Genomic DNA, 24,016 nt, shown 5'->3' with positions numbered 1-24,016 from the left:
GGGAGCCGGAGGCGCTCTCGGGGCTCACCCCCGGCTGGCTGCCGGTTCGTCGAAGAGGTGCAGGCGATGGGCCACGGCGCCCGCCTCGCCGCGGCCGGAGACGCCCAGCTTGGCGAGGATGTTGGAGACATGGACGCTGGCGGTCTTCGGGGAGATGAACAGGGCGTCGGCTATCTGGCGGTTGCTGCGGCCGTCGGCGACCAGGCGGAGGACGTCGCGCTCGCGCGGGGTGAGGCCCAGGGAGGCGGCAGGGGCGTCCGCCGCCGCGGCGGAGGCAGGGGCCTCGGCGCCGGCGGCCGGTATCAGGCCGGACAGGGGGATGCGGGCCCGCTGGGCGAGGAGGGCGAGCTCGCCGGCGAGCGGGCGGGCGCCCATCGCCTCGGCGGCGGTGTGCGCCTGGGTCAGCAGGAGTACGGCGGCCTCGCGCGGGGTGCGGCCGTCCAGCCCGGCGGTGGCCCGTTCGCTGCCGTGCAGCAGGGATTCGGCCCAGCGGTAGCAGGCGCGGGCGAGCTCGTGCGGGCGCTCCAGGGGCTCGAAGGCGGCGACCGCCCCGGCCCAGGCATCGGGGGTCTCGCGGCCCTCGGCGCGCCGGAGTTCGGCGTCGACGGCCAGCGCGTACGCCTCCCAGACGGGGGTGAGCGTCGGCAGCTTCTTGGCGGCGTCCCGGACGCGGGCCAGGATCGCGGCCCGGCCGGGCTCGGCCGCCGGCAGACCGCGGGCGTCCGACTCGGCGGCGGTCGCCGACCACAGCAGCGGCCAGGCGTAGCGCTGGGTGCCGGGCGGGAAGCCGGCGTCCAGGGCCTGCCCGAGGATGCTGCGGGCGTCGAGGAGGCGGCCCTGGCCCACGGCGATGCGCAGGGCGTTGCGCGCCATGGGGATGGCGTGCTGCGGCTGGACGTCGTGGGTGCCGTAGTGCTCCTGGGCGACGGCCAGCTCCCGCTCGGCCTCGGCCAGTTCGCCCTGGTCCAGGGCGAGGTCGGTGAGGCGGTTGGTGGCCAGGGCGATCGCCCGGCGGCTCTGGCCGAGTCGGCGGGCCTCGGTGGCGGTCCGGCTCGCCTCCTCCCAGCGGCCGAGCGACTGGAGCGATTCGGCCCGGTTGCCCATCACCCAGCTGGTGTTGTCCTTGAGGCCGTAGCGGGTGGTCAGTTCGATGCCCCGCTCGGTGACCTCGACGGCCTCGCGGGAACGGCCGGCGCCTTCCAGGGCGGACGGCAGGTTGATGTGGCCGCGCCCGATGACGGCGAAGTAGCCGCGGTCGACGGCCAGGTCCAGCGCCTGCCGGAGGTCGGCGAGTCCCGCGTCGACCTCACCGGCTTCCACGCGCAGCCCCGCCAGCGTCACCTTGGAGTTCAGTTCCGCCTCCTCGTCGCCGACCAACTGGGCCAGCTCCACGGCCCGCTGGGCCGTCGTGAAGGTCTCGGGGCCGGGCTCGTGCAGCACCGACCAGCTGGCGACGGCGGCCATCACCTCGGCGTGCACGGAGGACGGCGGCAGACCGCGCATCAGCTCCTGGGCGGCGCCCAGGTCCTCCCAGCCGTTGCCACGGCCGGTGCCCTGGACGATGCGGGAGCGCTGCACCAGGAACCAGGCCGTACGCAGGGGGTCGTTCTCCTCGCGCAGGGCCCGCAGGGCGCGCTTGGTGATCGTGAAGGCCCGCTCGCCGTCGCCGGACAGCCGGGCGGCCACCGCGATCTCGGCGAGCAGATCGAGGAAGCGCAGCGCCCCGTCGTCGCAGCCGCAGGCCGGGTAGGCCTCGGTGTAGTCGACCGGGCGCACCCCTTGGCGGACCTCCGGGGGCGCGTCGTCCCACAGCTCCAGGGCGCGGTCCAGCAGCCGCAGCTGTTCGGCATAGGCATGGCGGCGGCGGGCCTTGACGGAGGCGGCGAGGACGGCGGGCAGCGCCTTGGCGGCGTCATGGGCCTTGTACCAGTAGCTGGCCAGCCGGGCGGCGCAGGCATCGGCGCGCACCAGTGAGGGGTCGGCCTCCAGGGCCTCGGCGTAGCGGCGGTTGAGGCGGGTGCGCTCGCCGGGCAGGAGGTCGTCGACAACGGCCTCGCGTACCAGGGCGTGCCGGAAGCGGTAGCCCGTGCCGTCCTGGGTGGGCACGAGGGTGTTGCTGCCCACGGCGGCCCGCAGCGCCTCGATGAGGTCGTCCTCGGGCATCTGGCAGACGGCGGAGAGGAGTTCGTGCTCGACCGTGGAGCCGCCCTCGGAGGCCGTGCGCACGACCCGCTGGGCGTCCTCGGGCAGCGCCTCGACACGCACCAGCAGCAGATCGCGCAGCGGGTCGCTGAGGCCGTGCAGACAGCCGTCGGCGAGGCTGCGGGCGAGCTCCTCGACGAAGAAGGCGTTGCCCTCGGAGCGCTTGAAGACCCGGTCGACGGTGGCCTCTTCGGGGTCGCTGCCGTTGATCCCGGCGATCTGGGAGCGGACCTCGTCCTTGTTGAAGCGGTCCAGCTCGACGCGCCGGACCGTGCGCATCCGGTCGATCTCGGCGAGGAAGGGGCGCAGCGGGTGGCGGCGGTGGATGTCGTCGGAGCGGTATGTCGCCACCAGCAGGACGCCGGCGTCGTGCAGCGCCCTCAGGAGGTAGGCGAGCAGCTCGCGGGTGGAGCGGTCGGCCCAGTGGAGGTCCTCGATGACGATGACGAGGGTGCGGTCGGCGGCGAGCCGCTCCAGGAGGCGCGCGGTCAGCTCGAAGAGGCGGGCGCGGCCGATCTCCTCGTCGTGCGCCTCGCCGGGCGTCTCCCCCAATTCGGGCAGGATGCGCGCGAGTTCGCCCTCCTGGCCGGCGACGGCGGCGGCGAGCTCGGCCGGCAGATGCCAGTTGAGGGTGTGCAGGATGGCGGAGAACGGCGCGAAGGGCAGTCCCTCGGAGCCGATCTCGATGCAGCCGCCGAGCGCGACCAGCGCGCCCCGGGCGCGCGCCGCCTCGCTGAACTCCTCGATGAGGCGGGTCTTGCCGACCCCGGCCTCGCCCCCGATCAGCAGGGCCTGGGGCTCGCCGGAGGCGGCGACACGGGCGAGCGCATCGCCCAGCGCGGTGAGTTCGGCCGCGCGGCCGACGAACACGGGACTGACGGACCTGGTCTCCACGCTGCCGAGCATCGCACACGGGTCCGACAATCCGGCAGTGTATTCCGGCACGTGGGCACCCCGCCGGCCGTCAAGTCCCCGGGCGGGGTCAGGCGGTGGCGCGGCGCGGCCGTATCCGCCACCGCCGCGACCGCTCGGCACTCACCCGCCCTTCGGGATCGTGCTCCCCGGAGCGGGCGGCGCCCCCGCGCCCGGCGCGCTGGGCCTCGGTGGCCTCGCGCACCAGGCGCTGCCGGTCGGCCTCGCGGCGCAGCTCTTCGTAACGGACCCGCATCTCCAGCTCGGAGGTGTACACGGTGGTTCTCCCTCGACGGTGTCGGCCTGTTGACGTACTCAAGCCTCGTCGCCAAGGGGGGTGGGCCGCATCGGGAGGGTTCCCGATCTTTCCGTACGGGCGGTGCTTAGAAACCCGCCCCCGTGTGCCCGGGGCGGCGGCAGGTGCCTTAGGCGCCCGGCCCGGCGCCCTTAGGGATGGCGGGCAGACTGCCGAACAGGTCGAGGTACATACCGGCGGAAATCAGGATGCCCAGCACGGCGAGTGCCAGTCCGGCCCAGGCGACGGCGCGTACCCAGGGGGTGCGGGGGCGGGTCAGCACCACCGTGGCGACGATCGCGGCGAGCAGCGCGAAGACGGCGTTGACCAGGGCGGTGGTGTGCCACGGGGTGCCGTACATGGTGGCGATCTGGTCGGTGGCCTTGCCCGTCTGGAGCTTGATCTGGCCTATCAGCTGCTGCCGTTCGGCCATCAGCGTGCCGAGCCAGGTGCCGGTGACGGACGCGAGGCCGAGCCCTGCGGCGACGACGGCGCCGGCACCCGCGGCGACCCCGGTGGCGGGCGGTGCGGGCGCGGTGTGCTCGCCGTCGCCCTCGTCCGCTCCGGCGTCGGCCGCGGGCTGTGCGGCCTCGGTCTCGGCGGCCTCGGTCTCAGCGGTCTCGTTCGCCGCGCTCTCCGGGCTCTGCTGACCCTTCTCTTCCTCTGTGGCGGCGGCCTGCGCCGGCACGGTCTCGTCGTCGGTTCGCTTCTCTGTCGTCCTGGTCGTACCCATGGGCGCGACCGTAGGGGCCGCGTCTGAGAGCGAGATGAGAACGGGATGAGAGCCGCGGTGTCCCGGTGGCGCGCGGGCAGCCGCCCGCGCCGGACGGCAGCCCCGCGGCGCCTGCGCTACACGCGCACCAGCGGCCGCTCCCCGCCCGGTTCCGGCGCGGCGTCGTCCGGTGCGGGCGGCGGTTCGATGCTGATCCGGGGCAGCCGGCGGTCGAGCCAGGACGGCAGCCACCAGTTGGCGCCGCCCAGCATGTGCATCAGGGCCGGGACCAGCAGCGTCCGCAGGACGAAGGCGTCCAGGGCGACCGCGGAGGCCAGGCCGATGCCGAACATCGCGATGGTCCGGTCGCCGCTGAGGACGAACGCCGCGAACACCGCGATCATGATGACCGCCGCCGAGTTGATCACCCGGCTGGTCTCGGCGAGGCCGACCCGCACCGCCCGGCGGTTGTCGCGCGTCAGCTGCCACTCCTCGTACATCCGGGAGACCAGGAACACCTGGTAGTCCATGGACAGTCCGAAGAGCACGGAGACCATGATGACCGGCAGGAACGGTTCGATCGGGCCGGCGCTGCCCAGCCCCAGCAGCTCACTGCCCCACCCCCACTGGAAGATCGCCACGACGATCCCGAAGGACGAGGCGACGGCCGCGACGTTCATCAGCGCGGCCTTGAGGGGTATGCCGATGCTGCGGAAGGCGAGCAGCAGCAGGACCGAGCCGAGCGCGATGACGACACCGATGAACAGCGGCAGCTTGCCGACGATGACCGCCGCGAAGTCGTCATAGCCGGCGGTGATGCCGCCGACCTGCACCCGCATCGTGGTCGCGCCCGAGGCCGTGGGCAGCACCTCCGTCCGCAGCCGCTGCACCAGGTCGGAGGTCTGGCGGGACTGCGGTGAGCTGCTCGGCACCACGGTGATCACGCCGGTGGCGCGGCTGCCGTCGAACTCGGGGCCGCTGACGCGGGCGACGCCGGGCACCTTCCGCAGCCGGTGCGGCAGCTTGTCGAAGGCGACCCGGTCCTTGGCGCCGTCGAGGTCGCCGACGAGGGTCAGCGGCCCGTTGAATCCGGGCCCGAAGCCGCTGCCCCGGCCGGTGTGGGTCCCGTCGCCCGCCAGGAGGTCGTACGCCTTGCGGGTCGTCGAGGCGGCCGGGTTGTTGCCCTGGTCGGAGGTGCCCAGGTGGAGGCCGAAGGCGGGCAGCGCCAGCGCGGCCATCACGGCGGCGGCGGTCAGGCCCAGCAGCTTGGGGTGCCGCTCGACGAAGCCGGACCAGCGGGCGGCGAGGCCGGTGGGGTGCTCGGGCCGCGGTCCGTGCTCGGCGAGCCGCCGGCGTTCGCGGCGGCCCAGCGCGCGCATCCCGATGAGCCCGAGCAGCGCCGGCAGCAGGGTGACGGAGGCGGCCACGGTCAGCACGACGGTGAGCGAGGCGGCGAGCGCGACCCCGTTGAGGAAGCCCAGCCGCAGCACCAGCATGCCCAGCAGCGCGATGCACACGGTGGCCCCGGCGAAGACGACCGCACGCCCCGATACCGCCACCGCCCGCTCCGCGGCCTCCTGGACGGACAGCCCTGAGCGCAGACCCCTGCGGTGCCGGGTGACGATGAACAGCGCATAGTCGATGCCGACGCCGAGGCCGATCAGCATGCCGAGCATCGGGGCGAAGTCGGCGACGGTCATGGCGTGGCTGAGCAGGGTGATACCGGCCGAGGCGGTGCCGACGGCGGCCACCGCGGTGACGATCGGCAGCAGCGTCGCGGCGAGCGACCCGAAGGCGAGGAAGAGCACCACGGCCGCGGCGCCCAGCCCGATGAGTTCCGGGAGCTGCGCGCGCGGCGCCTCGGTGAGCGCGATCCCGGCGCCGCCCAGCTCGACCTGGAGGCCGTCGCCGGCCGCGGCCTTCGCGGTGTCGACGACGCCCTGGACCTCGGCCACGTCCAGCTCGTCGGCGGGCCGCTCGAAGACGACGGCGGCGTAGGCGGTGCGCCCGTCCTCGCTGATCTGCTGCCCGCCGTGCGCACCGTCGGCCCGGCCGCCGTAGGGGCCGCGCACCTCGGCGACACCGGGCAGCTCGGCGATCTTGTCCAGGGTGCGCCGCATGGTCTTCTCGACGGCGCCGGAGCGCACGGTCCCGGAGTCCGTGTGCCACACGATGGTGTCGCTGTCCCCGGACTGCCCGGGAAACGCCCTGGCCATCTGGGCGCTCGCCCGCCCGGACTCGGTCCCGGGGACCTCGTAGTCGTTCGAGTACGCGGACCCGGTGACGCCCGCGGCGACGGCGACGCCCGCGAAGGCGGCGAGCCACAGCACGATCACCACGATGCGGCGCCTGAGACACCACCGAGCCAGAGCCGTCACGGATCTCGACCGCTTCCCGGGTTGTGCGTCGATAACTTCCGGGGTGACCGGTGGTGCCGAACGCGGAGGCAGGGGGACATGGCGGACCCACCGCCATCGGTTATGGAGGCGGTGGGTCCGCGGTTCTCCCAGCAGGGTGACAGGCGGAAAAGATCCTTTGCCGTTTTTGTGGATTACCCCACATCCGGAGCAAGAGGGGAGCAGATGACCGAATCCCCTGCCAAACGCCTCCTTGGACGCCGGCCCCGCACCGAACCACCGGGCGCCGTAACCCAGTTGCCCGATTGGCTGAGGTGGGTGGCCCCGTCCGCCACCCCCGTGGGCGGGCGGGGCCCCTCTCGGTGATCACAGCGCGCCTGCGCACTCGCGCATTCCCGGTTCGGCCGATCGATTCGAGAGCCGATCGACGGGAGAGCCGATCGGTCGGAGATGCACGAAGCGGCCGCCCTCGCCTGGGAGGACGGCCGCTTCGTGATGCCGGATCAGTGGTGCGTCAGCCCTCGACGCCCAGCTTCTCCAGGATGAGCTCGCGGACGCGGGCCGCGTCGGCCTGGCCGCGGGTGGCCTTCATGACCGCGCCGACCAGCGCGCCGGCCGCGGCCACCTTGCCGCCGCGGATCTTGTCGGCGATGGCGGCGTTGGCAGCGATCGCCTCGTCGACGGCGGTGCCCAGGGCGCCCTCGTCGGAGACGACCTTCAGGCCGCGCTTCTCGACGACGGTGTCCGGGTCGCCCTCGCCGGCCAGCACGCCCTCGATGGTCTGGCGGGCCAGCTTGTCGTTGAGGGAGCCGTCGGCGACCAGCGAGGTGACCCGGGCGACCTGCTCGGGGGTGATCGGCAGGGCGGCCAGCTCGACGCCGTCCTCGTTGGCGCGGCGGGCCAGCTCGCCCATCCACCACTTACGGGCCGCGGCGGCGTCCGCACCGGCCTCGACGGTGGCGACGATCAGGTCGACCGCACCGGCGTTGAGGATGGACTGCATGTCGTGCTCGCTGACGCCCCACTCCTCGCGGAGGCGGTTGCGGCGCACCCGCGGCAGCTCGGGCAGCTGGCCGCGCAGTTCCTCGACCCACTCGCGGGAGGGGGCCACCGGAACCAGGTCCGGCTCGGGGAAGTAGCGGTAGTCCTCGGCCTCTTCCTTGACCCGGCCGGGCGTCGTGGAGCCGTCCTCCTCGTGGAAGTGACGGGTCTCCTGGACGATCGTGCCGCCGGAGGAGAGCACCGCCGCGTGCCGCTGGATCTCGTAGCGGCAGGCGCGCTCGACCGAGCGCAGGGAGTTGACGTTCTTGGTCTCCGAGCGCGTGCCGAACTTCTCGGTGCCCTGGGGGCGCAGCGAGAGGTTGACGTCGCAGCGCATCTGGCCCTGCTCCATCCGGGCCTCGGAGACGCCCAGCGCCTTGATCAGCTCGCGCAGCTCGGCGACGTACGCCTTGGCGACCTCGGGGGCCCGCTCGCCCGCGCCCTCGATGGGCTTGGTGACGATCTCGATGAGCGGGATGCCGGCGCGGTTGTAGTCCAGGAGGGAGTGCCGGGCGCCGTGGATACGGCCGGTGGCACCGCCGACGTGCGTCGACTTGCCGGTGTCCTCCTCCATGTGCGCGCGCTCGATCTCGACGCGGAAGACCTCCCCGTCCTCCAGCTGCACGTCGAGGTAGCCGTCGAAGGCGATCGGCTCGTCGTACTGGGAGGTCTGGAAGTTCTTCGGCATGTCCGGATAGAAGTAGTTCTTCCGGGCGAAGCGGCACCACTCGGCGATGGTGCAGTTCAGGGCCAGGCCGATCTTGATCGCGGACTCGACGCCGGTCGCGTTGACGACGGGCAGCGAGCCGGGCAGGCCCAGGCAGGTGGGGCAGGTCTGCGAGTTGGCGTCGCCGCCCAGGGCGGTGGAACACCCGCAGAACATCTTGGTCTTGGTGCCGAGTTCGACGTGTACCTCGAGCCCCATGACGGGGTCGTAGGCGGCCAGCGCGTCCTCGTACGACACCAGGTCGGTGACAGTCACGGTGAAACTAACCTCTCAGGTCCGGCGCCGATCAGTCCGCGAGGACGTCGTCGTCGCCCAGACGGCGCAGTTCGCGGATGAGCAGGGCGACGCCGGTCACGATGGCGGCGGCGGAGACGACGGCGTCGACCAGCTGGAGCGTGTCCTGCTCCGTCCTGGCCTTCTTCACCTGCTTGACGACGCTCACCGCGCCGAACAGCGTGGTGCCGATGGACAGATACGTACCGGGCTTGGACTTCTTGAAGCCCTTGGCCTTCGCAAGCTTTCCACTCACAGTGCGGGTGCCTCCTCGAGCAGCGGGTGACCCCACTTGGCGGTGAACGCGGCCTCGACCGCGGCACCGACCTTGTAGAGCCGGTCGTCGGCCATGGCAGGGGCGATGATCTGCAGGCCCACCGGCAGCCCGTCCTCGGGGGCCAGGCCGCAGGGCAGCGACATGGCCGCGTTGCCTGCCAGGTTGGTGGGGATCGTGCACAGGTCGGCGAGGTACATCGCCATCGGGTCGTCGGCCCGCTCGCCGATCGGGAAGGCGGTGGTCGGCGTGGTCGGCGAGACGATCACGTCGACCTGCTCGAAGGCCTTCTCGAAGTCGCGGGTGATCAGCGTCCGCACCTTCTGGGCGGAGCCGTAGTACGCGTCGTAGTAGCCGGAGCTGAGCGCGTACGTGCCGAGCATGATCCGTCGCTTGACCTCGGGGCCGAAGCCGGCCTCACGGGTCAGCGCGGTGACGTCCTCGGCGGACTTCGTGCCGTCGTCGCCGACCCGCAGGCCGTAGCGCATGGCGTCGAAGCGGGCCAGGTTGGAGGAGCACTCGGACGGCGCGATCAGGTAGTACGCCGACAGGGCGAGGTCGAAGGACGGGCAGTCCAGCTCGACGATCTCGGCGCCCAGCTCCTTCAGCAGCGCGACGGACTCGTCGAACCGCTGGATGACGCCGGCCTGGTAGCCCTCGCCGCGGAACTGCTTGACGACGCCGACCCGCATGCCCTCGACGCTGCCGTTGCGGGCCGCCTCGACGACCGGCGGTACGGGCTTGTCGATGGACGTGGAGTCCAGCGGGTCGTGGCCCGCGATGACCTCGTGGAGCAGCGCGGCGTCCAGGACCGTACGGGCGCAGGGGCCGCCCTGGTCCAGGGAGGACGAGAAGGCGACCATGCCGTAGCGGGAGACGCCGCCGTAGGTGGGCTTGACGCCGACCGTGCCGGTGACGGCGGCGGGCTGGCGGATGGAGCCGCCGGTGTCCGTGCCGATGGCGAGCGGGGCCTGGAAGGCGGCGAGCGCGGCGGCGGAACCGCCACCCGAACCGCCGGGGATCTTGGTCAGGTCCCAGGGGTTGCCGGTCGGCCCGTAGGCACTGTTCTCGGTGGAGGACCCCATGGCGAACTCGTCCATGTTGGTCTTGCCGAGGATGACGACGTCGGCGGCCTTGAGCTTCTTGGTGAGCGTCGCGTCGTACGGCGGGAGCCAGCCTTCGAGGATCTTGGAGCCGACGGTGGTGGGAATGCCCTCCGTCGTGAAGATGTCCTTGAGCGCGAGCGGGACGCCGGCCAGCGGGCCGAGCTTCTCGCCGCGGGCGCGCTTCTCGTCCACGGCGCGGGCCTGGGCGAGCGCGCCCTCGCGGTCGACGTGCAGGAAGGCGTTCACCTTCTCGTCGACGGCCTCGATGCGCGCCAGGTGGGCCTCGGTCACCTCGACGGCGGTGAGCTCGCCGGCGGCGATCTTCGCCGCGATCTCGGCGGCGGTGAGCTTGATCAGGTCTGCCATGTCGGTCACTCCTCCCCCAGGATCTGCGGCACCTTGAAACGCTGCTGCTCCTGGGCCGGGGCGCCGGAGAGCGCCTGCTCGGGGGTCAGCGACGGACGGACCTCGTCCGGCCGCATGACGTTGGTCAGGGGCAGCGGGTGGGAGGTCGGCGGTACGTCTTGGTCGGCGACCTCGGAGACGCGGGCGACCGCGCCGATGATGTCGTCGAGCTGTCCGGCGAAGTGGTCGAGCTCTTCGTCCTGCAGCTCCAGACGTGCCAGCCGGGCGAGGTGGGCGACCTCCTCGCGCGTGATGCCAGGCATGCAGCGATCCTCTGGTGTTCTTGGCGGAGTGTTCTTGCTGGTATTCGGGCCCAATCCTATTGCCAACGCAATGAGGATCGCGCAGCCCTTTTCACCGGGGCGCCGGGGAGGGCGTCTCGAAGATCGTCGGTGCGGCCCTAGGTGGCCTCCGGCCCGGTCGGCCCGGTCGTTCCGGTCGGCCCGGTGGTGTCAGCGGGATCGTCGTCCCCGGCGGGCACGCCGGACGTGTCGTTCCCTCCGGTCTCGTCCGTGCTGCCGGCCTCACCGGTCGCGGTGGTGCCGTAGGGCTCGTCGGTGGCACCCGGCTCGTCTGCGCCGTGTTGCGCGGCCGCCTCAGCCGTCTCATGGACGGGCGCGGGCTCGCCGGACGCGTCGCTGTCTTGGCTGCGCTGATCGTTCGGCTCGTGCTGAGCGTCGTTCTCGTCGTGCGCGTCGTTCTCGGAGCGGGGACACGGGACGGCCGGTGGCCGGGTCAGTTCAAGACCTGTCCCGAAGGGCGCTCTGCTGCCTTCTCCGCCGCCAGGGCGGCCGTCTCCGACTCGCGGTGCCAGCCGTGCTCACCGCGGGCCCTCAGCCAGGCCGTGGTCTCGTCCGGTGGCATCGCCGCCGCCACCAGCCAGCCCTGTACGGCGTCGCAGCCGAGGTCGCGCAGCCGCTCCCAGGTCTCGTCGTCCTCGACGCCCTCGGCGACGACCAGGAGGCCGAGGGAGTGGGCGAGGTCCAGGGTGCAGCGGACGATCTCGGCGTCCTCCGTGTCGACGGCGAGCCGGGCCACGAAGGAGCGGTCGATCTTCAGCTCGCTGACCGGGAGGCGCCGCAGATGGACCAGCGAGGAGTAGCCGGTGCCGAAGTCGTCGAGGGACATCTTCACGCCGTGGGCGGTGAGCCCGGCGAGGGTGTCGGCGGCCCGCTGCGGGTCCTCCAGGAGGACGTGCTCGGTTATCTCCAGTTGGAGGGCGCCTGGTGGGACCCGATGTCGGGCGAGCCGGGCGGCGACCGCGCCGGCGAAGCCCGGCGAGTGCACGTCGCGGGGCGAGACGTTGACCGCGACCGGCACCTCCAGGCCCATCGCGCGCCAGCGCGCCACCTGGGCGAGCGCGGTCTCCAGGACGTACTCCGTCAGCCGGGGCATCAGCCCGGAGGACTCGGCGATGGCGATGAACTCGTCCGGTGGGACCCGGCCGCGGTCCGGGTGGACCCAGCGGACCAGCGCCTCCAGCCCGGCGACATGCCCGTCGAAGCCCACCTTGGGCTGGTAGTGCAGCTCCACGTCGCCGGCGTCCAGGGCACGGCGCAGATCGCCCAGCAGGCCGAGCCGGTCGGGGGTGTTGCCGTCCCGTTTGGCTTCGTAGAGCTCGACACCGCTGCGGTCCCGCTTGGCCTGGTACATCGCCACATCGGCGCGGCGCAGCAGCCCTTCGGCGTCCAGGGCGTGGTCGGGGAAGACGGCGACCCCCGCGCTGGCTTCGAGCACGAGGGTCAGTCCGTCGAGGTCCAGCGGGGACCCGAGCGCGGCGACGAGGTTGCGGGCGACCCGCTGGGAGCTGGTGAGGGAGTCCGTGCTGGGCAGCAGGACGGCGAACTCGTCGCCGCCGAGCCGGGCCGCCTCGGCGCCGCGCGGCAGGGCGTGCCGCAGCCGGTCGGCGATCTGCAGCAGCAGGCGGTCGCCGGCGAGGTGGCCGAGGGTGTCGTTGACGGACCGGAAGCGGTCCAGGTCGATGAGGACCAGGGCGGAGCGGACGCCGACGCGCTCGGCCTCGTCCAGCGCGGTCCAGGTGCGCTCCAGCAGCCACTGGCGGTTGGGCAGCCCCGTGAGCGGATCGCGCAGCTGCTCCTCGGCGCGGGCGCGGGCTATCCAGAGCGTGGAGTCCAGCGCGATCAGCGGGACCGCGAACAGCGGCAGCAGCAGGGGTGCGTGGATGGCGCAGACGGCGATCAGCGGGGAGATGCCCAGCAGCGCGATGCCGACGAGTGCCTGGCGTACGACGGCCGTTCGGGGGATCGCCGGCAGCGCGCCGCTGCGGGGGGCGAGGCTGATCCACAGCAGGGCGCGGCTGACGAGCAGATAGCCGGCGGCGGTCACCAGGACTGCGGGCAGGACGGACAGGTCCCAGGCCTTGGGGCTCCAGGGCTGGCGGACGCTGGAGACCACGCCGAACGCGGCGAGGCCGAGGGCCGCGGCGCCGATGCCGAGGATGTCCACGGCGCCGTGCACCACGGCCTGTCGCCATCGGTGCCGGCGGGCGGCGCCGACCAGGAGGACGACCGAGAGGCTGACGAGGGTGGCCGGCACCCAGCCGTACAGCAGCAGTACGGCGAGGGCGAGCGCGGCGCCCGAGCCCGTGCCTCCCCACCAGCGGTCCCGGCCGAGCGCGACCAGGTGGCCGACGATGACTCCGGTGAGGATCGCCAGCGACCAGCCCACCGAGCCGCCGGGGAACAGTGCGTCACCTTCGCCGAGAGTCCAGATCACGCCGGTGGCGAGCGTGAGGCTCGCCACGGTGACGATGGTCGCGGGCAGCGCGGGCACGACGAGCCGCCGGAGCCGCGACGCCGGAGCGGCGCTGTCGGTCGGTTTCATTCCGATCCCTCTCACAGCCGGCTGAGCCCGCGCCACGGCAGGCGCACCCCTCAAGGTTAGGCCGCGGAAGGCCGCCGCGGGCAGCGATCGGCGACGGTTGCCCGAATGCGACCCGGCGCTCGGGATCCATCTGGTATGCGCCGATGGGGTGACACCTCACTCCCCCTCAGGCGGAGTGACGGCTACCGCTCGTGCCGCATCGGGACCCTGTTCCAGCAGCACCGCGAAGCCATCATCGTCCAGCACCGGGACCTTCAATTGCATGGCCTTGTCGTACTTCGAACCGGGGTTGTCGCCCACCACTACAAATCCGGTCTTCTTCGAAACCGAACCGGTCACCTTCGCTCCGAGGTTCTGGAGGGCCTCTTTCGCGCCATCTCTCGTGTGTGACTGAAGTGTGCCCGTTACGACGACGGTGACGCCTTCCAGCGGGCGCGGGCCCTCCTCACCCGTCTGCTCCTCCTCCATCCGGACCCCGGCTGCCCGCCACTTCTCGATGATCTGCTGGTGCCAGTCCACGGCGAACCACTGCTTCAACGAGGCGGCGATGGTGGGCCCGACGCCGTCCACGGCGGCCAGTTCGGCCTCGTCCGCGTCCCGGATGCGGTCGATGGAGCGGAACTCCCGCGCCAGCGCCTCGGCCGCCACCGGACCCACATGCCGGATCGACAGGCCGGTGAGGATCCGGGCCAGCGGGCGCTGCTTGGCGGCCTGGATGTTCTCCAGCATGGCCAGGGCGTTCTTCTTCGGCTCGCCCTTCTGGTTGGCGAAGAACGTGACGACCTTCTCCTCGCCGGTCTTCGGATCGTGCTTGGGCAGACCGGAGTCGGGGTCGAGGACATGGGACTTGATGGGCAGCAACTGCTCGATGGAGAGGCCGAAAAGGTCCCCCTCGTCCTTCAGCGGTGCCTCCGCGGGCTCCAGCGGCTGGCTGAGCGCCGTGGCCGCGACATAGCCGAAGTTCTCGATGTCCAGGCACTTGCGGCCGGCCAGATAGAACAGCCGCTCGCGGATCTGCGCGGGGCAGGAACGGGCGTTGGGGCACCGCAGGTCGATGTCGCCTTCCTTGGCGGGCTGCAGCGCCGCCGCGCACTCGGGGCACTCGGCCGGCATCACGAACTCCCGCTCGCTGCCGTCCCGCAGGTCGACGACCGGCCCCAGGATCTCCGGAATGACATCGCCGGCCTTGCGGATCACGACGGTGTCCCCGATGAGCACGCCCTTGGCCTTGACCACGTCCTGGTTGTGCAGGGTCGCGAACTCCACCTCGGAACCGGCCACCGTCACCGGCTCGACCACGGCGTACGGCGTGACCCGGCCCGTACGGCCGACGCCGACGCGGATGTCGACCAGCTTGGTGTTGACCTCCTCCGGCGGGTACTTCCAGGCGATCGCCCAGCGCGGCGCCCGGGACGTGGAGCCCAGCCGGCCCTGGAGCCGGATCTCGTCGAGCTTGACGACCACTCCGTCGATCTCGTGCTCGACGGCCGTACGGCGGGTCTCGGGGTCGCCGTAATGGGCGATGAACTCGCGCACCTGCGCCAGCGAGTCGACGACCCTGTTGTGGGTGGCGGTCGGCAGGCCCCACTCCTTGAGCAGGCCGTACGCCTCCGACAGGCCGTCGATCTCCAGGCCCTCGCGGGCACCGAGGCCGTGGACGACCATGTGCAGCGGCCGGCTGGCCGTGACCTTGGGGTCCTTCTGGCGCAGCGAACCGGCCGCGGCGTTACGGGGGTTGGCGAACGGGGGCTTGCCGTCGGCCACCAGCCGCTCGTTGAGTTCGAGGAACTTCTCCATCGGGAAGTAGACCTCGCCGCGCACCTCGACCAGATCGGGGATCCGGTCGCCCTTGAGGCGGTGCGGGATCTCGGCGATCGTGCGGACGTTGGGGGTGATGTCCTCGCCCGTACGGCCGTCGCCGCGGGTGGCGGCGCGGGTCAGCCGGCCCTGCTCGTAGGTGAGGTTGACGGCGAGACCGTCGACCTTCAGCTCGCACAGGAAGTGGTATCCGGCGCTCTTGGGGTCGCCGCCCAGCTCACCGGCGAGGCGCTCGGCCCAGGCCGCCAACTCCTCGTCGTCGAAGGCGTTGTCGAGGGAGAGCATCCGCTCGCGGTGCTCGACCTCGGTGAACTCCGTGGCGTACGCGCCGGCGACCTTCTGGGTCGGGGAATCCGGGGTGCGCAGCTCCGGGTGCTCGTTCTCCAGGGCCTCCAGGGAGCGCAGCAGCGTGTCGAACTCCGCGTCACTGATGACCGGGGCGTCCTTCACGTAGTACCGGAAGCGATGCTCCTCGATCTGCTCAGCGAGCTGCGCGTGCTTCTCCCGCGCCGCTGCGGGCACCTTGGACTCCGCTGCGTGCTGTTCGCCAGCCACTGTCTTGTCCTCCCGTGGTCCTTGAGTGCGGTCACTCAGGGTTGTCTGCGAGTGATCTCGCCGCCCGGACGCAGTGGGCAAGCACAGAGCGGGCATATGCGGGCGAAGCGCCCGCGAGTCCGCATGACGGAGTGATGACCACGGACTCGCCGAGAATCCCCGGTGCCAGCCCCAGCCTGCGCCACAGCGTCCTGACACCCATGACGCTACCGGCAGGGTCTGACAATCGGCCGTCCACGCCCGGCACCACGCCCGCGAACAGCGTCGTACCGCCCTCGACGGCCTCTCCGATCGCCTCCTCCTCACGCTCGGTGAGCAGGGTGAAATCGAACGAGATGCCCGTGACGCCGGCCCGCCGCAGCAGTCCGAACGGCACCTCGGGCGCGCAGGAGTGGACGACCACGGGGCCGCCGTCCGCGACCGCGACAAGGCCGCGCAGCGCGTCCTCCACGACCGCCCGGTCCACGGCCCGGTGGGTGCGGTAGCCGCTCGCGGTCCGCACCCGCCCCTGGAGCACGGCCGTCAGCGACGGCTCGTCGAGCTGCAGCACGACCCGCGCGCCCGGCACCCGCCGCCGTACGTCCGCGAGATGGCCGCGCAGCCCCTCGGCCAGCGAGGCCGCGAGGTCCCGGCAGGCCCCGGGGTCGCCGAGGGCCGCCTCGCCGCCGCGCAGCTCCAGGGCGGCGGCCAGCGTCCAGGGCCCGACCGCCGAGACCTTCAGCGGGCCCTCGTACCCCTGGGTGAACTCCTCCAGGGCATCGAGGTCCTCCCCCAGCCAGGAGTGCGCGCGCCGGGTGTCACGGCCGGGCCGGTCGCTGATCCGCCAGCCGCTGGGCTCCACATGGCCGTAGACCTCGACGAGCAGCCCGAGGGTCCGCCCGATCATGTCGGCGCCGGGCCCGCGCGCCGGGAGCTCCGGCAGGTACGGGAAGGCCTCCAGCGACCCCGTGACCGTCTTCGCCGCCTCCCGCGCGTCGCCGCCCGGCATCGACCCGATCCCGGTCGCCGCACCCGCGGCCCACTTCTGCGTGCTGTTCTCGCTCACCCAGGAAGGGTATGCGGCGGCGGGGCGGACGCGCCCGGCAAGGGTGTGCGGCCGAGGGGGGTGCGCCGGGGCACGGGGGCGGCCCGTACCGTCAGCCGCGGTGCCGGATGCCCAGCCGGCCGGCCACCGCCGCGAGTGCCAGTGCGCCCGCCGTCAGCGCGAAGGCGTAGGTCGCGCCCAGGTAGCCGCCGCCCGCCCCCGTCAGCACCGCGCCCATCCCGGCGATGCCGACCAGGGAGCCGATCTGCCGGTTGGCGTTGAGAGTCGCGCTGCCGATATCGGCGTGCTCACGGCCCGCGGCCGCCATCAGGACACCGGTCATCGCCGGGGAGCTGACCCCGCTGCCGATGTTGGCGACGGCCAGGATCAGCGCGATCGCCCAGTACGGCAGGCCGGGCCCGAGGAGCAGGAAGAGCAGGACATAGCCCGCGGCGGAGAGCGCCAGGGAGGCGGTGAGTGCGGTCCGGTTGCCGATGCGCGGGGCGATCCGGGCGTAGAGCATGTTGCCGAACGGGACGACCAGAACGGCCGGCAGCATCTGCAGCCCCGCGGTCACCGGACTCGCGCCGCGCGCCGTCTGGAGGAAGAGCCCGAGGACGAACAGCGCCCCGTAGAAGGCGAAGTTGAAGAGGAAGCCGACCAGGTTGGCCGCGGAGAAGCTGCTGTCCGCGAAGAGCGAGACCGGCAGGACCGGGGTACGGGCGGCCCGTTCGCGGACCACGAATCCGGCCGCCGCGAGCGCCGCCACCGCGAACGCCGCCAGGACGAGGGGCGCGGACCAGCCGAGGTCGGGCCCCTCGATGAGCGCGAAACTGAGTGATCCGAGGGCGAGCAGGCCCAGGACGTGGCCGCTGCCGCCGAGCGCCGAGGCGCGGGCCGGGACCGCCGCGACGACCCGCCGGGTGAGCAGCAGCCCCACGATGCCGATGGGGAGGTTGACCAGGAAGATCGAGCGCCAGCCGAGGGTTCCCACCAGCAGGCCGCCGACGGTCGGGGCGAGTCCGACGGACGTGGAGACGATCGCCGACCAGAGGCCGAGGATCTTCGCCCGGCGCGCCGGCTCCGGGAAGGCGTGCATCAGCAGCGACAGCGAGCTCGGCATGAACAGGGCCGCGCCCGCGCCCTGTACGAAGCGGGCCGCCACCAGGACGGCGCCGTTCGGCGCGACGGCGCCCAGGAGGGAGGCGGCGGTGAACACGGCGAGCCCGATGAGGTAGATCCGGCGGGCACCGAACCGCTTCGCCAGCGAGCCGGCGAGCAGCAGCAGCGATGCGAAGGCCAGGACATAGCCGTCGACGACCCAGGTGAGGCCGGACATGCTCAGCCCCAGCCTGGCCCGCAGGTCGTTCGAGGCGACGTTCATGATGCCGGTGTCCAGGCTGGCCATCACGAACCCGAGCGCCAGGACGAGGAGTTGGAGCCCGCCGACGGGCCGCCGCCGGGGCCGGCCGGGGGTCGGTGCGGGCTGCTCCCCATGCGCCGTGCCGCGCGGCGCCGCCTTCTGATTGATCATGCATTTAGTTAAAGCTGTAGCTATCTCGGGGGCAATGATTACAGCTATAACTTTACTGAATGCATACGGAACCCCGGACGAGCCCGCGCAAGGTGGCTCAGCCGTCCCGCCGCGTACAGCCGTTCAGCCGTCCCGCCCCAGCGCCTTGAGCAGGTCGTCGCGCAGCGCGGCCCGCTCCTCGTGCGAGAGATGGTCCAGCGGCGACGCGGTGCCCATCCTCCGCAGCAGGTCGAGCCGCAACTCCCGCCCCGCCTCGGTCAGTACGAGCTGCTTGGCCCGGCCGTCCAGCGGATGCGGCTGCCGTACGACCATGCCCTGCTTCTCCAGCTTGGAGATGACATAGGTGACGTTCGGCGGTTCGCAGCACAGCACCCCGGCCAGCTCCCGCGCGGTCTTCGGCTCGCCGAGCTCCTCCAGCGCCTTGGCCTGCGTCGGCGTCAGATCCAGCTCGGCGATCCGGCTGCGCTGATGGGCGTCCAGGCGGCGGCCCAGCTCCGTGACGAGCCCCCGGATCTCCCGGAACCCGCACCCCGCCGCCGCGGTCGACTTCGCTTCAGTGGTCACTCATGCAGCGTACGTCGCCGCGGCGCGGAGCAGCGGTGGCCGTGGCGGGCCCGCCGTCCCGGCGCACGGGCCGTCTGCGGCGGTCAGCGCCCCGGGCGCACCGACACGTCGTTGATCTCCGCGTCCCGCGGCAGATCGATGGCGGTGATGATCGCCGTGGCGACCGACTCCGGGTCGATCCAGCGGGACGGGTCGTACTCCTTGCCCTCCTGCTGGTGGGTGCTCTCCTGCATCGGCGTGGCCGTCCGTCCCGGGTAGACCGAGGTCACCCGGACACCGTTGCCGTGCTCCTCCGCCCGCAGCGAGTCTGCCAGCGCCTTCAGGCCGTGCTTGCTCGCGGCGTACGCGCTCCAGTTGGCGTGCGCGTTCAGGCCAGCACCCGAGTTGACGAAGACGACATGCCCCTGGGCGACCCGTACCAGCGGCAGCAGCAGCCGGGTGAGCTCGGCGGGCGCGACGAGGTTGGCGGCGAGCTGCCGCTGCCAGGCCTTGGCCGGCAGATCGCCGACCGCGCCCAGCTCGATGACGCCCGCGATGTGCTGAAGGGAGTCGAGACGGTCCGGCAGCGGCTGCTGCCCGAAGGCCCAGGACAGCTTCTCGGGGTTGCCGAGGTCACCCACGAGCGTGCGGGCGCCGGGGAACTGCGCGGCCAGCTCCTTCGCGCGGACCGCGTTGCGCGCCAGCAGCCACAGGTCCTCCCCGCGCTCGGCGAGCCGCCGCGCGACCGCCGCTCCGATGCCCGACCCTGCGCCCGTGATCAAGTGCGTACCCATGCTGCCGATCCTAACGAGCGGCCGGGCCGGGGACGGGGACACGGGGCGGCGGACGCCGCCGTCGCGGCCTGCCGGGCGGGATGGGCCGCTCAGCCCTGGATGCCCGCCCGCTCCTCCAGGTAGGCCAGCGCGCCCACGCCGTCCGCCGCGAAGAAGACCAGGTCGGACAGGGGAATCGGCAGGAACCCCTCGGACTCCATTCGCTGGAACTGCTGCCGCAACCCGTCGTAGAAACCAGCGGTGTTCAGCAGCACCACCGGCTTGGTGTGCATCCCGTGCTTGCGCAGCTCCAGGATCTCGGTGGCCTCGTCCAGCGTGCCCGTACCGCCGACCATGATCACGATGGCGTCGGCGCGCGCCAGCATCTGCGCCTTGCGTTCGGCGAGATCCTTGGTGACGACCATCTCGTCCGCGTTCGCGCGCGCCTTGTGCGCGAGGAACTCCACGGAGACGCCGATCAGCTTCCCGCCGGCGTCCTGCACCCCGTCGGCCATGACCTTCATCAGCCCGGTGTCCGAGCCGCCCCAGACCAGCGCATGGCTGCCCTTGCCGATCAGCTCGGCGAACTGGCGGGCGGGGATGACATAGCGGTCGTCGAGGTCGGCGGCGGAGCAGAAGACACAGATGTTCATGCGCCTCACCCTACGAGCCGGGACCCGGGCCCGGGGATGGACCGGGGAAGGACCGGGGAAGGTCGCGACCCCGGCCCGGCCCCCGGCCCCCGCCCCGTCAGATCAGCCCCTGGTCCAGCATCGCGTCCGCCACCCGCTCGAAGCCGGCGATGTTGGCGCCCGCGACATAGTCGCCCGGCAGGCCGAAGCGTTCGGCGGTCTCGTAGCAGGTGCGGTGGATACCGCGCATGATCGCCGCCAGTTCGCCCTCCGTACGGTCGAAGGACCAGGCCTCGCGCGAGGCGTTCTGCCGCATCTCCAGCGCGCTGGTGGCGACCCCGCCCGCGTTGGCGGCCTTGCCGGGGCCGAAGGCCACACCGGCCTCCTTCAGGAGCGTGACCGCTTCCGGCGTGGTCGGCATGTTCGCGCCCTCGGAGACTGCCTTGACGCCGTTGCGGACCAGCACCCGGGCGGCGTCCGCGTCCAGCTCGTTCTGGGTCGCCGACGGCAGCGCCACATCGCACGCGACATCCCACACCCGGCCACCGGGAACGTAGCTGGCCGACACCCCGCGCCGCTCGGCGTACGCGCTGACCCGGCCCCGCTCGACCTCCTTGATCTGCCGCAGCAGCGCGAGGTCGATGCCCTTCTCGTCGACGACATAGCCGCCGGAGTCCGAGCAGGTCAGCACGTTGGCGCCGAGCGCCTGAGCCTTCTCGATGCTGTAGATCGCGACATTGCCGGACCCGGAGACCACGACCTGCTGCCCGTCCAGCTCCTCCCCGCGCTGCTGGAGCATCTCCTGCGTGAAGAGCACATTGCCGTAACCCGTGGCCTGTGTACGGGCCTTGGAGCCGCCCCAGGCCAGTCCCTTGCCGGTGAGCACCCCGGCCTCCCAGCGGTTGGTGATCCGCCGGTACTGGCCGAAGAGATAGCCGATCTCGCGGCCGCCGACACCGATGTCGCCCGCCGGTACGTCGGTGTGCTCGCCGAGATGGCGGTGCAGCTCCGTCATGAACGACTGGCAGAAGCGCATCACTTCGGCGTCCGACCGGCCGTGCGGATCGAAGTCGCTGCCGCCCTTGCCGCCCCCGATGTTCAGCCCGGTCAGGGAGTTCTTGAAGATCTGCTCGAAGCCGAGGAACTTCACGATCCCCAGATTCACGGAGGCGTGGAAGCGCAGCCCGCCCTTGTACGGGCCGAGCGCGCTGTTGAACTCCACCCGGAAGCCGCGGTTGACGTGAATCGCCCCGGAGTCGTCCTGCCAGGGAACCCGGAACATGATCTGCCGCTCGGGCTCGCAGATCCGCTCCAGGATCTTCGCCTCGGCGAACTCGGGACGGGCGGCCAGCACCGGGGCCAGCGTCTCCAGCACCTCCAGAGCCGCCTGGTGGAACTCGGGCTCCCCGGGATTGCGCCGGACCAGCTCGGCGTAGAGGGCCGCCGGCCCACCCCCGCGAACGCCCGTCTTGACCTCGGATTGAGCAGTCGACATGACTTCCGTTCCCTTCGTGGCCGAGGAAAGGCCGCCCGCAGTGCGGACCGAGACGCCCCCTCGCACGGCGTTCAACTCCCCGCGAGCCCTCGGCGTCACCGGTCCCCGGCTCAGCTGTCTCTGACGTCCATCGCTCCGCCGACACTATGCGCCGACCCCACCGGGCGGCTGTGGGATGGGCGACACCTCGCTCCGGTATGCCGATCCGCCAGCTCCGCCACCGTCCCGGCCGCCCCCTCCCCCGCGGCATGAGCGCAGGTCAGCGCATCACCACCGCCACCTGGAGGCGCACCCTCCGGCGCGCCGTGTGCGGCACCTCACAGCGGGGGCCGGCGCGCCGGCGCCGTACGCCATGTCGCGCGCGGGGCCCTGGGCCAGCGGTTCCGCGAAGCCACCCGACTGCCGGACTACCGGGCCGCTGCGGCAACTGCCTCCGGTTCTGCGTGAGTTGGCGCGGCGTTGCGCTCGATCTCGGCCTTGACCATCTTCTCCATCGGGTCGGCGCAGCTGCCCCCGGCGACGACGGTGGCCAGGAGGATGGCCACCACGGTCAGCACCGTGCCCAGCCAGACCATGGTGTGCACCGGCAGGGTGTATGCGCCGACGACCTTCAGCACGCACTCCGTCAGCAGCAGGCTGCCCCATATCGCCGAGAACCTCCGCTCGGCCCGCCGGAAGCGCTCCGAGCCGGCCATCAGCCGCTCCCAGGCGGCGTTCCCGGCCGCGCTCCCCTTGGTGACCCACGGCTTGAGCCCCGCGGTCATCAGCGGCCGCTTCGTCCGCACGGAGAGCAGGACCGCGAGGCCGACGGTGCTGCTCACGGCGCTGTCCTTGGCCAGCATCAGCCGCGCGTCACCGGCCACCGCGCTCATCGCCAGCCCGACGACGTTGACGATCAGGATCAGCAGGGCGAGGCCGTTGACCCCGCGGCCGGCGATGACGCCCCACGCCGTACGCAGCGCGGGCACCACGCTGCTCCAGCCCAACGCGGCCACCGTGCTCAGCCCGAACACATCGCTGAGGAGGTAGAACGAGGCCACCGGAATCCCCGCGTCCACGATCAGCGGCGCAAAGCTCTGGACGAGCGGATTGCCCGGCTTGCCCTCGGCGACTGACTGGTTCCGACTCACGGCGTACTCCCCCACGTTGGACTGTGCACTGCTGCTGGTGCCGCTGATCTCGCGGCACCTTCAGCTTCGTGCACGGCCCGAGCCGGCGGCAGTTCCGTCTGTCCTGCGTTCGGCATGACATTTGTCAGTGGTCACCGCCGCCGTGACGCGGGACGACGTGGGACGACGTGGGACAAGGCGGAACGCCGGCCGGCGCCCCCGGCGCCCGTCAGGCTCCGGAGGTCGCTGCCCGCGCCCGGCGCTCCGTGGTGGCGATCGTCGCCGAGCCGACCACCCGTGTGCCGTCGTAGAGGACGATCGCCTGGCCGGGGGCCACACCGCGGACCGGCTCGGTGAAGGCGACCTGGAGTTCGCCGCCGTCGGTCAGCTCTGCGGTGACCTCGGTCTCGCCGCCGTGGGCGCGCAGCTGCGCGGTGTACGCGGCGGGGCCGGCAGCCGGGGGGCGGCCGCACCAGCGGGGGCGGATGGCCGTGAGGGCCGTGACGTCGAGGGACTCGGCGGGGCCGACGGTGACGGTGTTGTCCACCGGGGAGATGTCCAGGACATAGCGCGGCTTGCCGTCGGGGGCGGGGCGGCCGATGCGCAGGCCCTTGCGCTGGCCGATCGTGAAGCCGTAGGCGCCCTCGTGGGTGCCGACGCGGTTGCCGTCCTCGTCGACGATGTCGCCCTGGGCCGCGCCGAGCCGCTTGGCGAGGAAGCCCTGGGTGTCGCCGTCGGCGATGAAGCAGATGTCGTGGCTGTCCGGCTTCTTGGCGACGAACAGGCCGCGGCGGGCGGCCTCTTCGCGGATCTCGGCCTTGGTCGTGAGGGTGTCGCCGAGCGGGAACATGGCGTGCGCCAGCTGGCGGTCGTCGAGGACGCCGAGCACATAGGACTGGTCCTTGGCCATGTCGGAGGCGCGGTGCAGCTCGCGGCTGCCGTCCTCGTTCACCACCACCGTCGCGTAATGGCCGGTGCACACCGCGTCGAAGCCGAGGGCGAGGGCCTTGTCCAGGAGGGCGGCGAACTTGATCTTCTCGTTGCAGCGCAGGCACGGGTTCGGGGTGCGCCCGGCCTCGTACTCGGCGATGAAGTCGTCGACGACGTCCGCGCGGAACCGCTCGGCGAGGTCCCAGACGTAGAAGGGGATGCCGATGACGTCGGCGGCGCGGCGGGCGTCGTGCGAGTCCTCGATCGTGCAGCAGCCGCGGGCGCCCGTACGGAACGACTTCGGGTTCTCGGAGAGCGCGAGATGCACGCCGGTCACATCATGGCCGGCCTCGGCGGCGCGGGCCGCGGCGACGGCGGAGTCGACGCCGCCGGACATGGCGGCGAGTACGCGGAGGCGGCGGGGGGCGTCATCAGTCATAGCCCGTCCAGAGTAG

At 72.3% G+C, this 24,016-nt stretch carries 18 protein-coding genes; all 18 read right to left on the bottom strand.

The features are described 5' to 3' along the window. Nucleotides 1-24: 24 nt before the first annotated feature. Nucleotides 25-3,108 (bottom strand): helix-turn-helix transcriptional regulator, encoded by a 3,084-nt coding sequence (locus tag ACWD6P_RS10180; RefSeq protein ID WP_451443594.1) that lies wholly within the window; start codon nucleotides 3,106-3,108, stop codon nucleotides 25-27. A 76-nt stretch (nucleotides 3,109-3,184) separates the two neighbouring features. Then, entirely contained in the window at nucleotides 3,185-3,391 is a 207-nt protein-coding gene (locus ACWD6P_RS10175; RefSeq protein WP_451443578.1) for a hypothetical protein, read from the bottom strand. Between the two features lie 148 nt (nucleotides 3,392-3,539). Continuing rightward, a complete protein-coding gene (locus ACWD6P_RS10170; protein WP_451443577.1) occupies nucleotides 3,540-4,142 on the bottom strand; it encodes a hypothetical protein in 603 nt (200 codons plus the stop codon). A 116-nt stretch (nucleotides 4,143-4,258) separates the two neighbouring features. Continuing rightward, nucleotides 4,259-6,499 carry an MMPL family transporter gene (locus ACWD6P_RS10165; RefSeq protein WP_451443576.1) on the bottom strand — a complete coding sequence of 747 codons (2,241 nt, stop codon included), beginning with the start codon at nucleotides 6,497-6,499 and terminating at the stop codon, nucleotides 4,259-4,261. A gap of 493 nt (nucleotides 6,500-6,992) precedes the next feature. Beyond that, the gene (gatB, locus tag ACWD6P_RS10160; RefSeq protein ID WP_451443575.1) at nucleotides 6,993-8,501 is read right to left on the bottom strand and encodes an Asp-tRNA(Asn)/Glu-tRNA(Gln) amidotransferase subunit GatB; all 1,509 of its coding nucleotides are present in this window, start codon (nucleotides 8,499-8,501) and stop codon (nucleotides 6,993-6,995) included. A gap of 31 nt (nucleotides 8,502-8,532) precedes the next feature. After that, the gene (locus tag ACWD6P_RS10155; protein ID WP_451443574.1) at nucleotides 8,533-8,775 is read right to left on the bottom strand and encodes a hypothetical protein; all 243 of its coding nucleotides are present in this window, start codon (nucleotides 8,773-8,775) and stop codon (nucleotides 8,533-8,535) included. Beyond that, nucleotides 8,772-10,265, bottom strand: a complete 1,494-nt coding sequence (gene gatA / locus ACWD6P_RS10150) for an Asp-tRNA(Asn)/Glu-tRNA(Gln) amidotransferase subunit GatA (RefSeq protein WP_451443573.1) — start codon at nucleotides 10,263-10,265, stop codon at nucleotides 8,772-8,774. The genes ACWD6P_RS10155 and gatA overlap by 4 nt, the downstream gene beginning before the upstream one ends. Nucleotides 10,266-10,270: 5 nt before the next feature. Further along, nucleotides 10,271-10,567: an Asp-tRNA(Asn)/Glu-tRNA(Gln) amidotransferase subunit GatC gene (gene gatC, locus ACWD6P_RS10145; RefSeq protein WP_381401047.1), complete on the bottom strand. Its 297-nt coding sequence runs from the start codon at nucleotides 10,565-10,567 to the stop codon at nucleotides 10,271-10,273. A gap of 472 nt (nucleotides 10,568-11,039) precedes the next feature. After that, nucleotides 11,040-13,148, bottom strand: a complete 2,109-nt coding sequence (locus ACWD6P_RS10140; RefSeq protein ID WP_451443572.1) for a putative bifunctional diguanylate cyclase/phosphodiesterase — start codon at nucleotides 13,146-13,148, stop codon at nucleotides 11,040-11,042. A 156-nt stretch (nucleotides 13,149-13,304) separates the two neighbouring features. Beyond that, nucleotides 13,305-15,521, bottom strand: a complete 2,217-nt coding sequence (ligA, locus tag ACWD6P_RS10135; protein ID WP_451443571.1) for an NAD-dependent DNA ligase LigA — start codon at nucleotides 15,519-15,521, stop codon at nucleotides 13,305-13,307. A gap of 31 nt (nucleotides 15,522-15,552) precedes the next feature. Next, nucleotides 15,553-16,566, bottom strand: a complete 1,014-nt coding sequence (locus ACWD6P_RS10130) for a methionine synthase (protein WP_451443570.1) — start codon at nucleotides 16,564-16,566, stop codon at nucleotides 15,553-15,555. A gap of 91 nt (nucleotides 16,567-16,657) precedes the next feature. Then, a complete protein-coding gene (locus tag ACWD6P_RS10125; protein ID WP_451443569.1) occupies nucleotides 16,658-18,079 on the bottom strand; it encodes an MFS transporter in 1,422 nt (473 codons plus the stop codon). Nucleotides 18,080-18,202: 123 nt separating this feature from the next. Further along, nucleotides 18,203-18,592, bottom strand: coding sequence for a MarR family winged helix-turn-helix transcriptional regulator (locus ACWD6P_RS10120; protein WP_451443593.1), 390 nt, complete (start codon nucleotides 18,590-18,592; stop codon nucleotides 18,203-18,205). Nucleotides 18,593-18,726: 134 nt separating this feature from the next. Next, nucleotides 18,727-19,416, bottom strand: a complete 690-nt coding sequence (locus tag ACWD6P_RS10115; RefSeq protein ID WP_451443568.1) for an SDR family oxidoreductase — start codon at nucleotides 19,414-19,416, stop codon at nucleotides 18,727-18,729. 89 nt (nucleotides 19,417-19,505) lie between these two features. Then, complete coding sequence (locus tag ACWD6P_RS10110; RefSeq protein WP_451443567.1) at nucleotides 19,506-20,048, bottom strand: LOG family protein; 543 nt, start codon at nucleotides 20,046-20,048, stop codon at nucleotides 19,506-19,508. Nucleotides 20,049-20,145: 97 nt separating this feature from the next. Continuing rightward, nucleotides 20,146-21,522: an NADP-specific glutamate dehydrogenase gene (gene gdhA, locus ACWD6P_RS10105; RefSeq protein ID WP_451443566.1), complete on the bottom strand. Its 1,377-nt coding sequence runs from the start codon at nucleotides 21,520-21,522 to the stop codon at nucleotides 20,146-20,148. Between the two features lie 407 nt (nucleotides 21,523-21,929). Next, the gene (locus ACWD6P_RS10100; RefSeq protein ID WP_451443565.1) at nucleotides 21,930-22,652 is read right to left on the bottom strand and encodes a VC0807 family protein; all 723 of its coding nucleotides are present in this window, start codon (nucleotides 22,650-22,652) and stop codon (nucleotides 21,930-21,932) included. A gap of 208 nt (nucleotides 22,653-22,860) precedes the next feature. Beyond that, complete coding sequence (gene mnmA, locus ACWD6P_RS10095; protein WP_451443564.1) at nucleotides 22,861-24,000, bottom strand: tRNA 2-thiouridine(34) synthase MnmA; 1,140 nt, start codon at nucleotides 23,998-24,000, stop codon at nucleotides 22,861-22,863. Nucleotides 24,001-24,016 lie beyond the last annotated feature (16 nt).

The sequence above is a fragment of the Streptomyces sp. NPDC002446 genome (genome assembly GCF_053595675.1).
This window is presented reverse-complemented; position numbering and strand designations above follow the sequence as displayed.

Coding starts and splice junctions, on each gene's coding strand:
- ACWD6P_RS10180 (WP_451443594.1), bottom strand. CDS start 3,108: ATGCTCGGCAGCGTGGAGACCAGGTCCGTCAGTCCCGTGTTCGTCGGC.
- ACWD6P_RS10170 (WP_451443577.1), bottom strand. CDS start 4,142: ATGGGTACGACCAGGACGACAGAGAAGCGAACCGACGACGAGACCGTG.
- gatA (WP_451443573.1), bottom strand. CDS start 10,265: ATGGCAGACCTGATCAAGCTCACCGCCGCCGAGATCGCGGCGAAGATC.
- gatC (WP_381401047.1), bottom strand. CDS start 10,567: ATGCCTGGCATCACGCGCGAGGAGGTCGCCCACCTCGCCCGGCTGGCA.
- ACWD6P_RS10140 (WP_451443572.1), bottom strand. CDS start 13,148: ATGAAACCGACCGACAGCGCCGCTCCGGCGTCGCGGCTCCGGCGGCTC.
- ACWD6P_RS10125 (WP_451443569.1), bottom strand. CDS start 18,079: ATGATCAATCAGAAGGCGGCGCCGCGCGGCACGGCGCATGGGGAGCAG.
- ACWD6P_RS10115 (WP_451443568.1), bottom strand. CDS start 19,416: ATGGGTACGCACTTGATCACGGGCGCAGGGTCGGGCATCGGAGCGGCG.
- ACWD6P_RS10110 (WP_451443567.1), bottom strand. CDS start 20,048: ATGAACATCTGTGTCTTCTGCTCCGCCGCCGACCTCGACGACCGCTAT.
- gdhA (WP_451443566.1), bottom strand. CDS start 21,522: ATGTCGACTGCTCAATCCGAGGTCAAGACGGGCGTTCGCGGGGGTGGG.
- mnmA (WP_451443564.1), bottom strand. CDS start 24,000: ATGACTGATGACGCCCCCCGCCGCCTCCGCGTACTCGCCGCCATGTCC.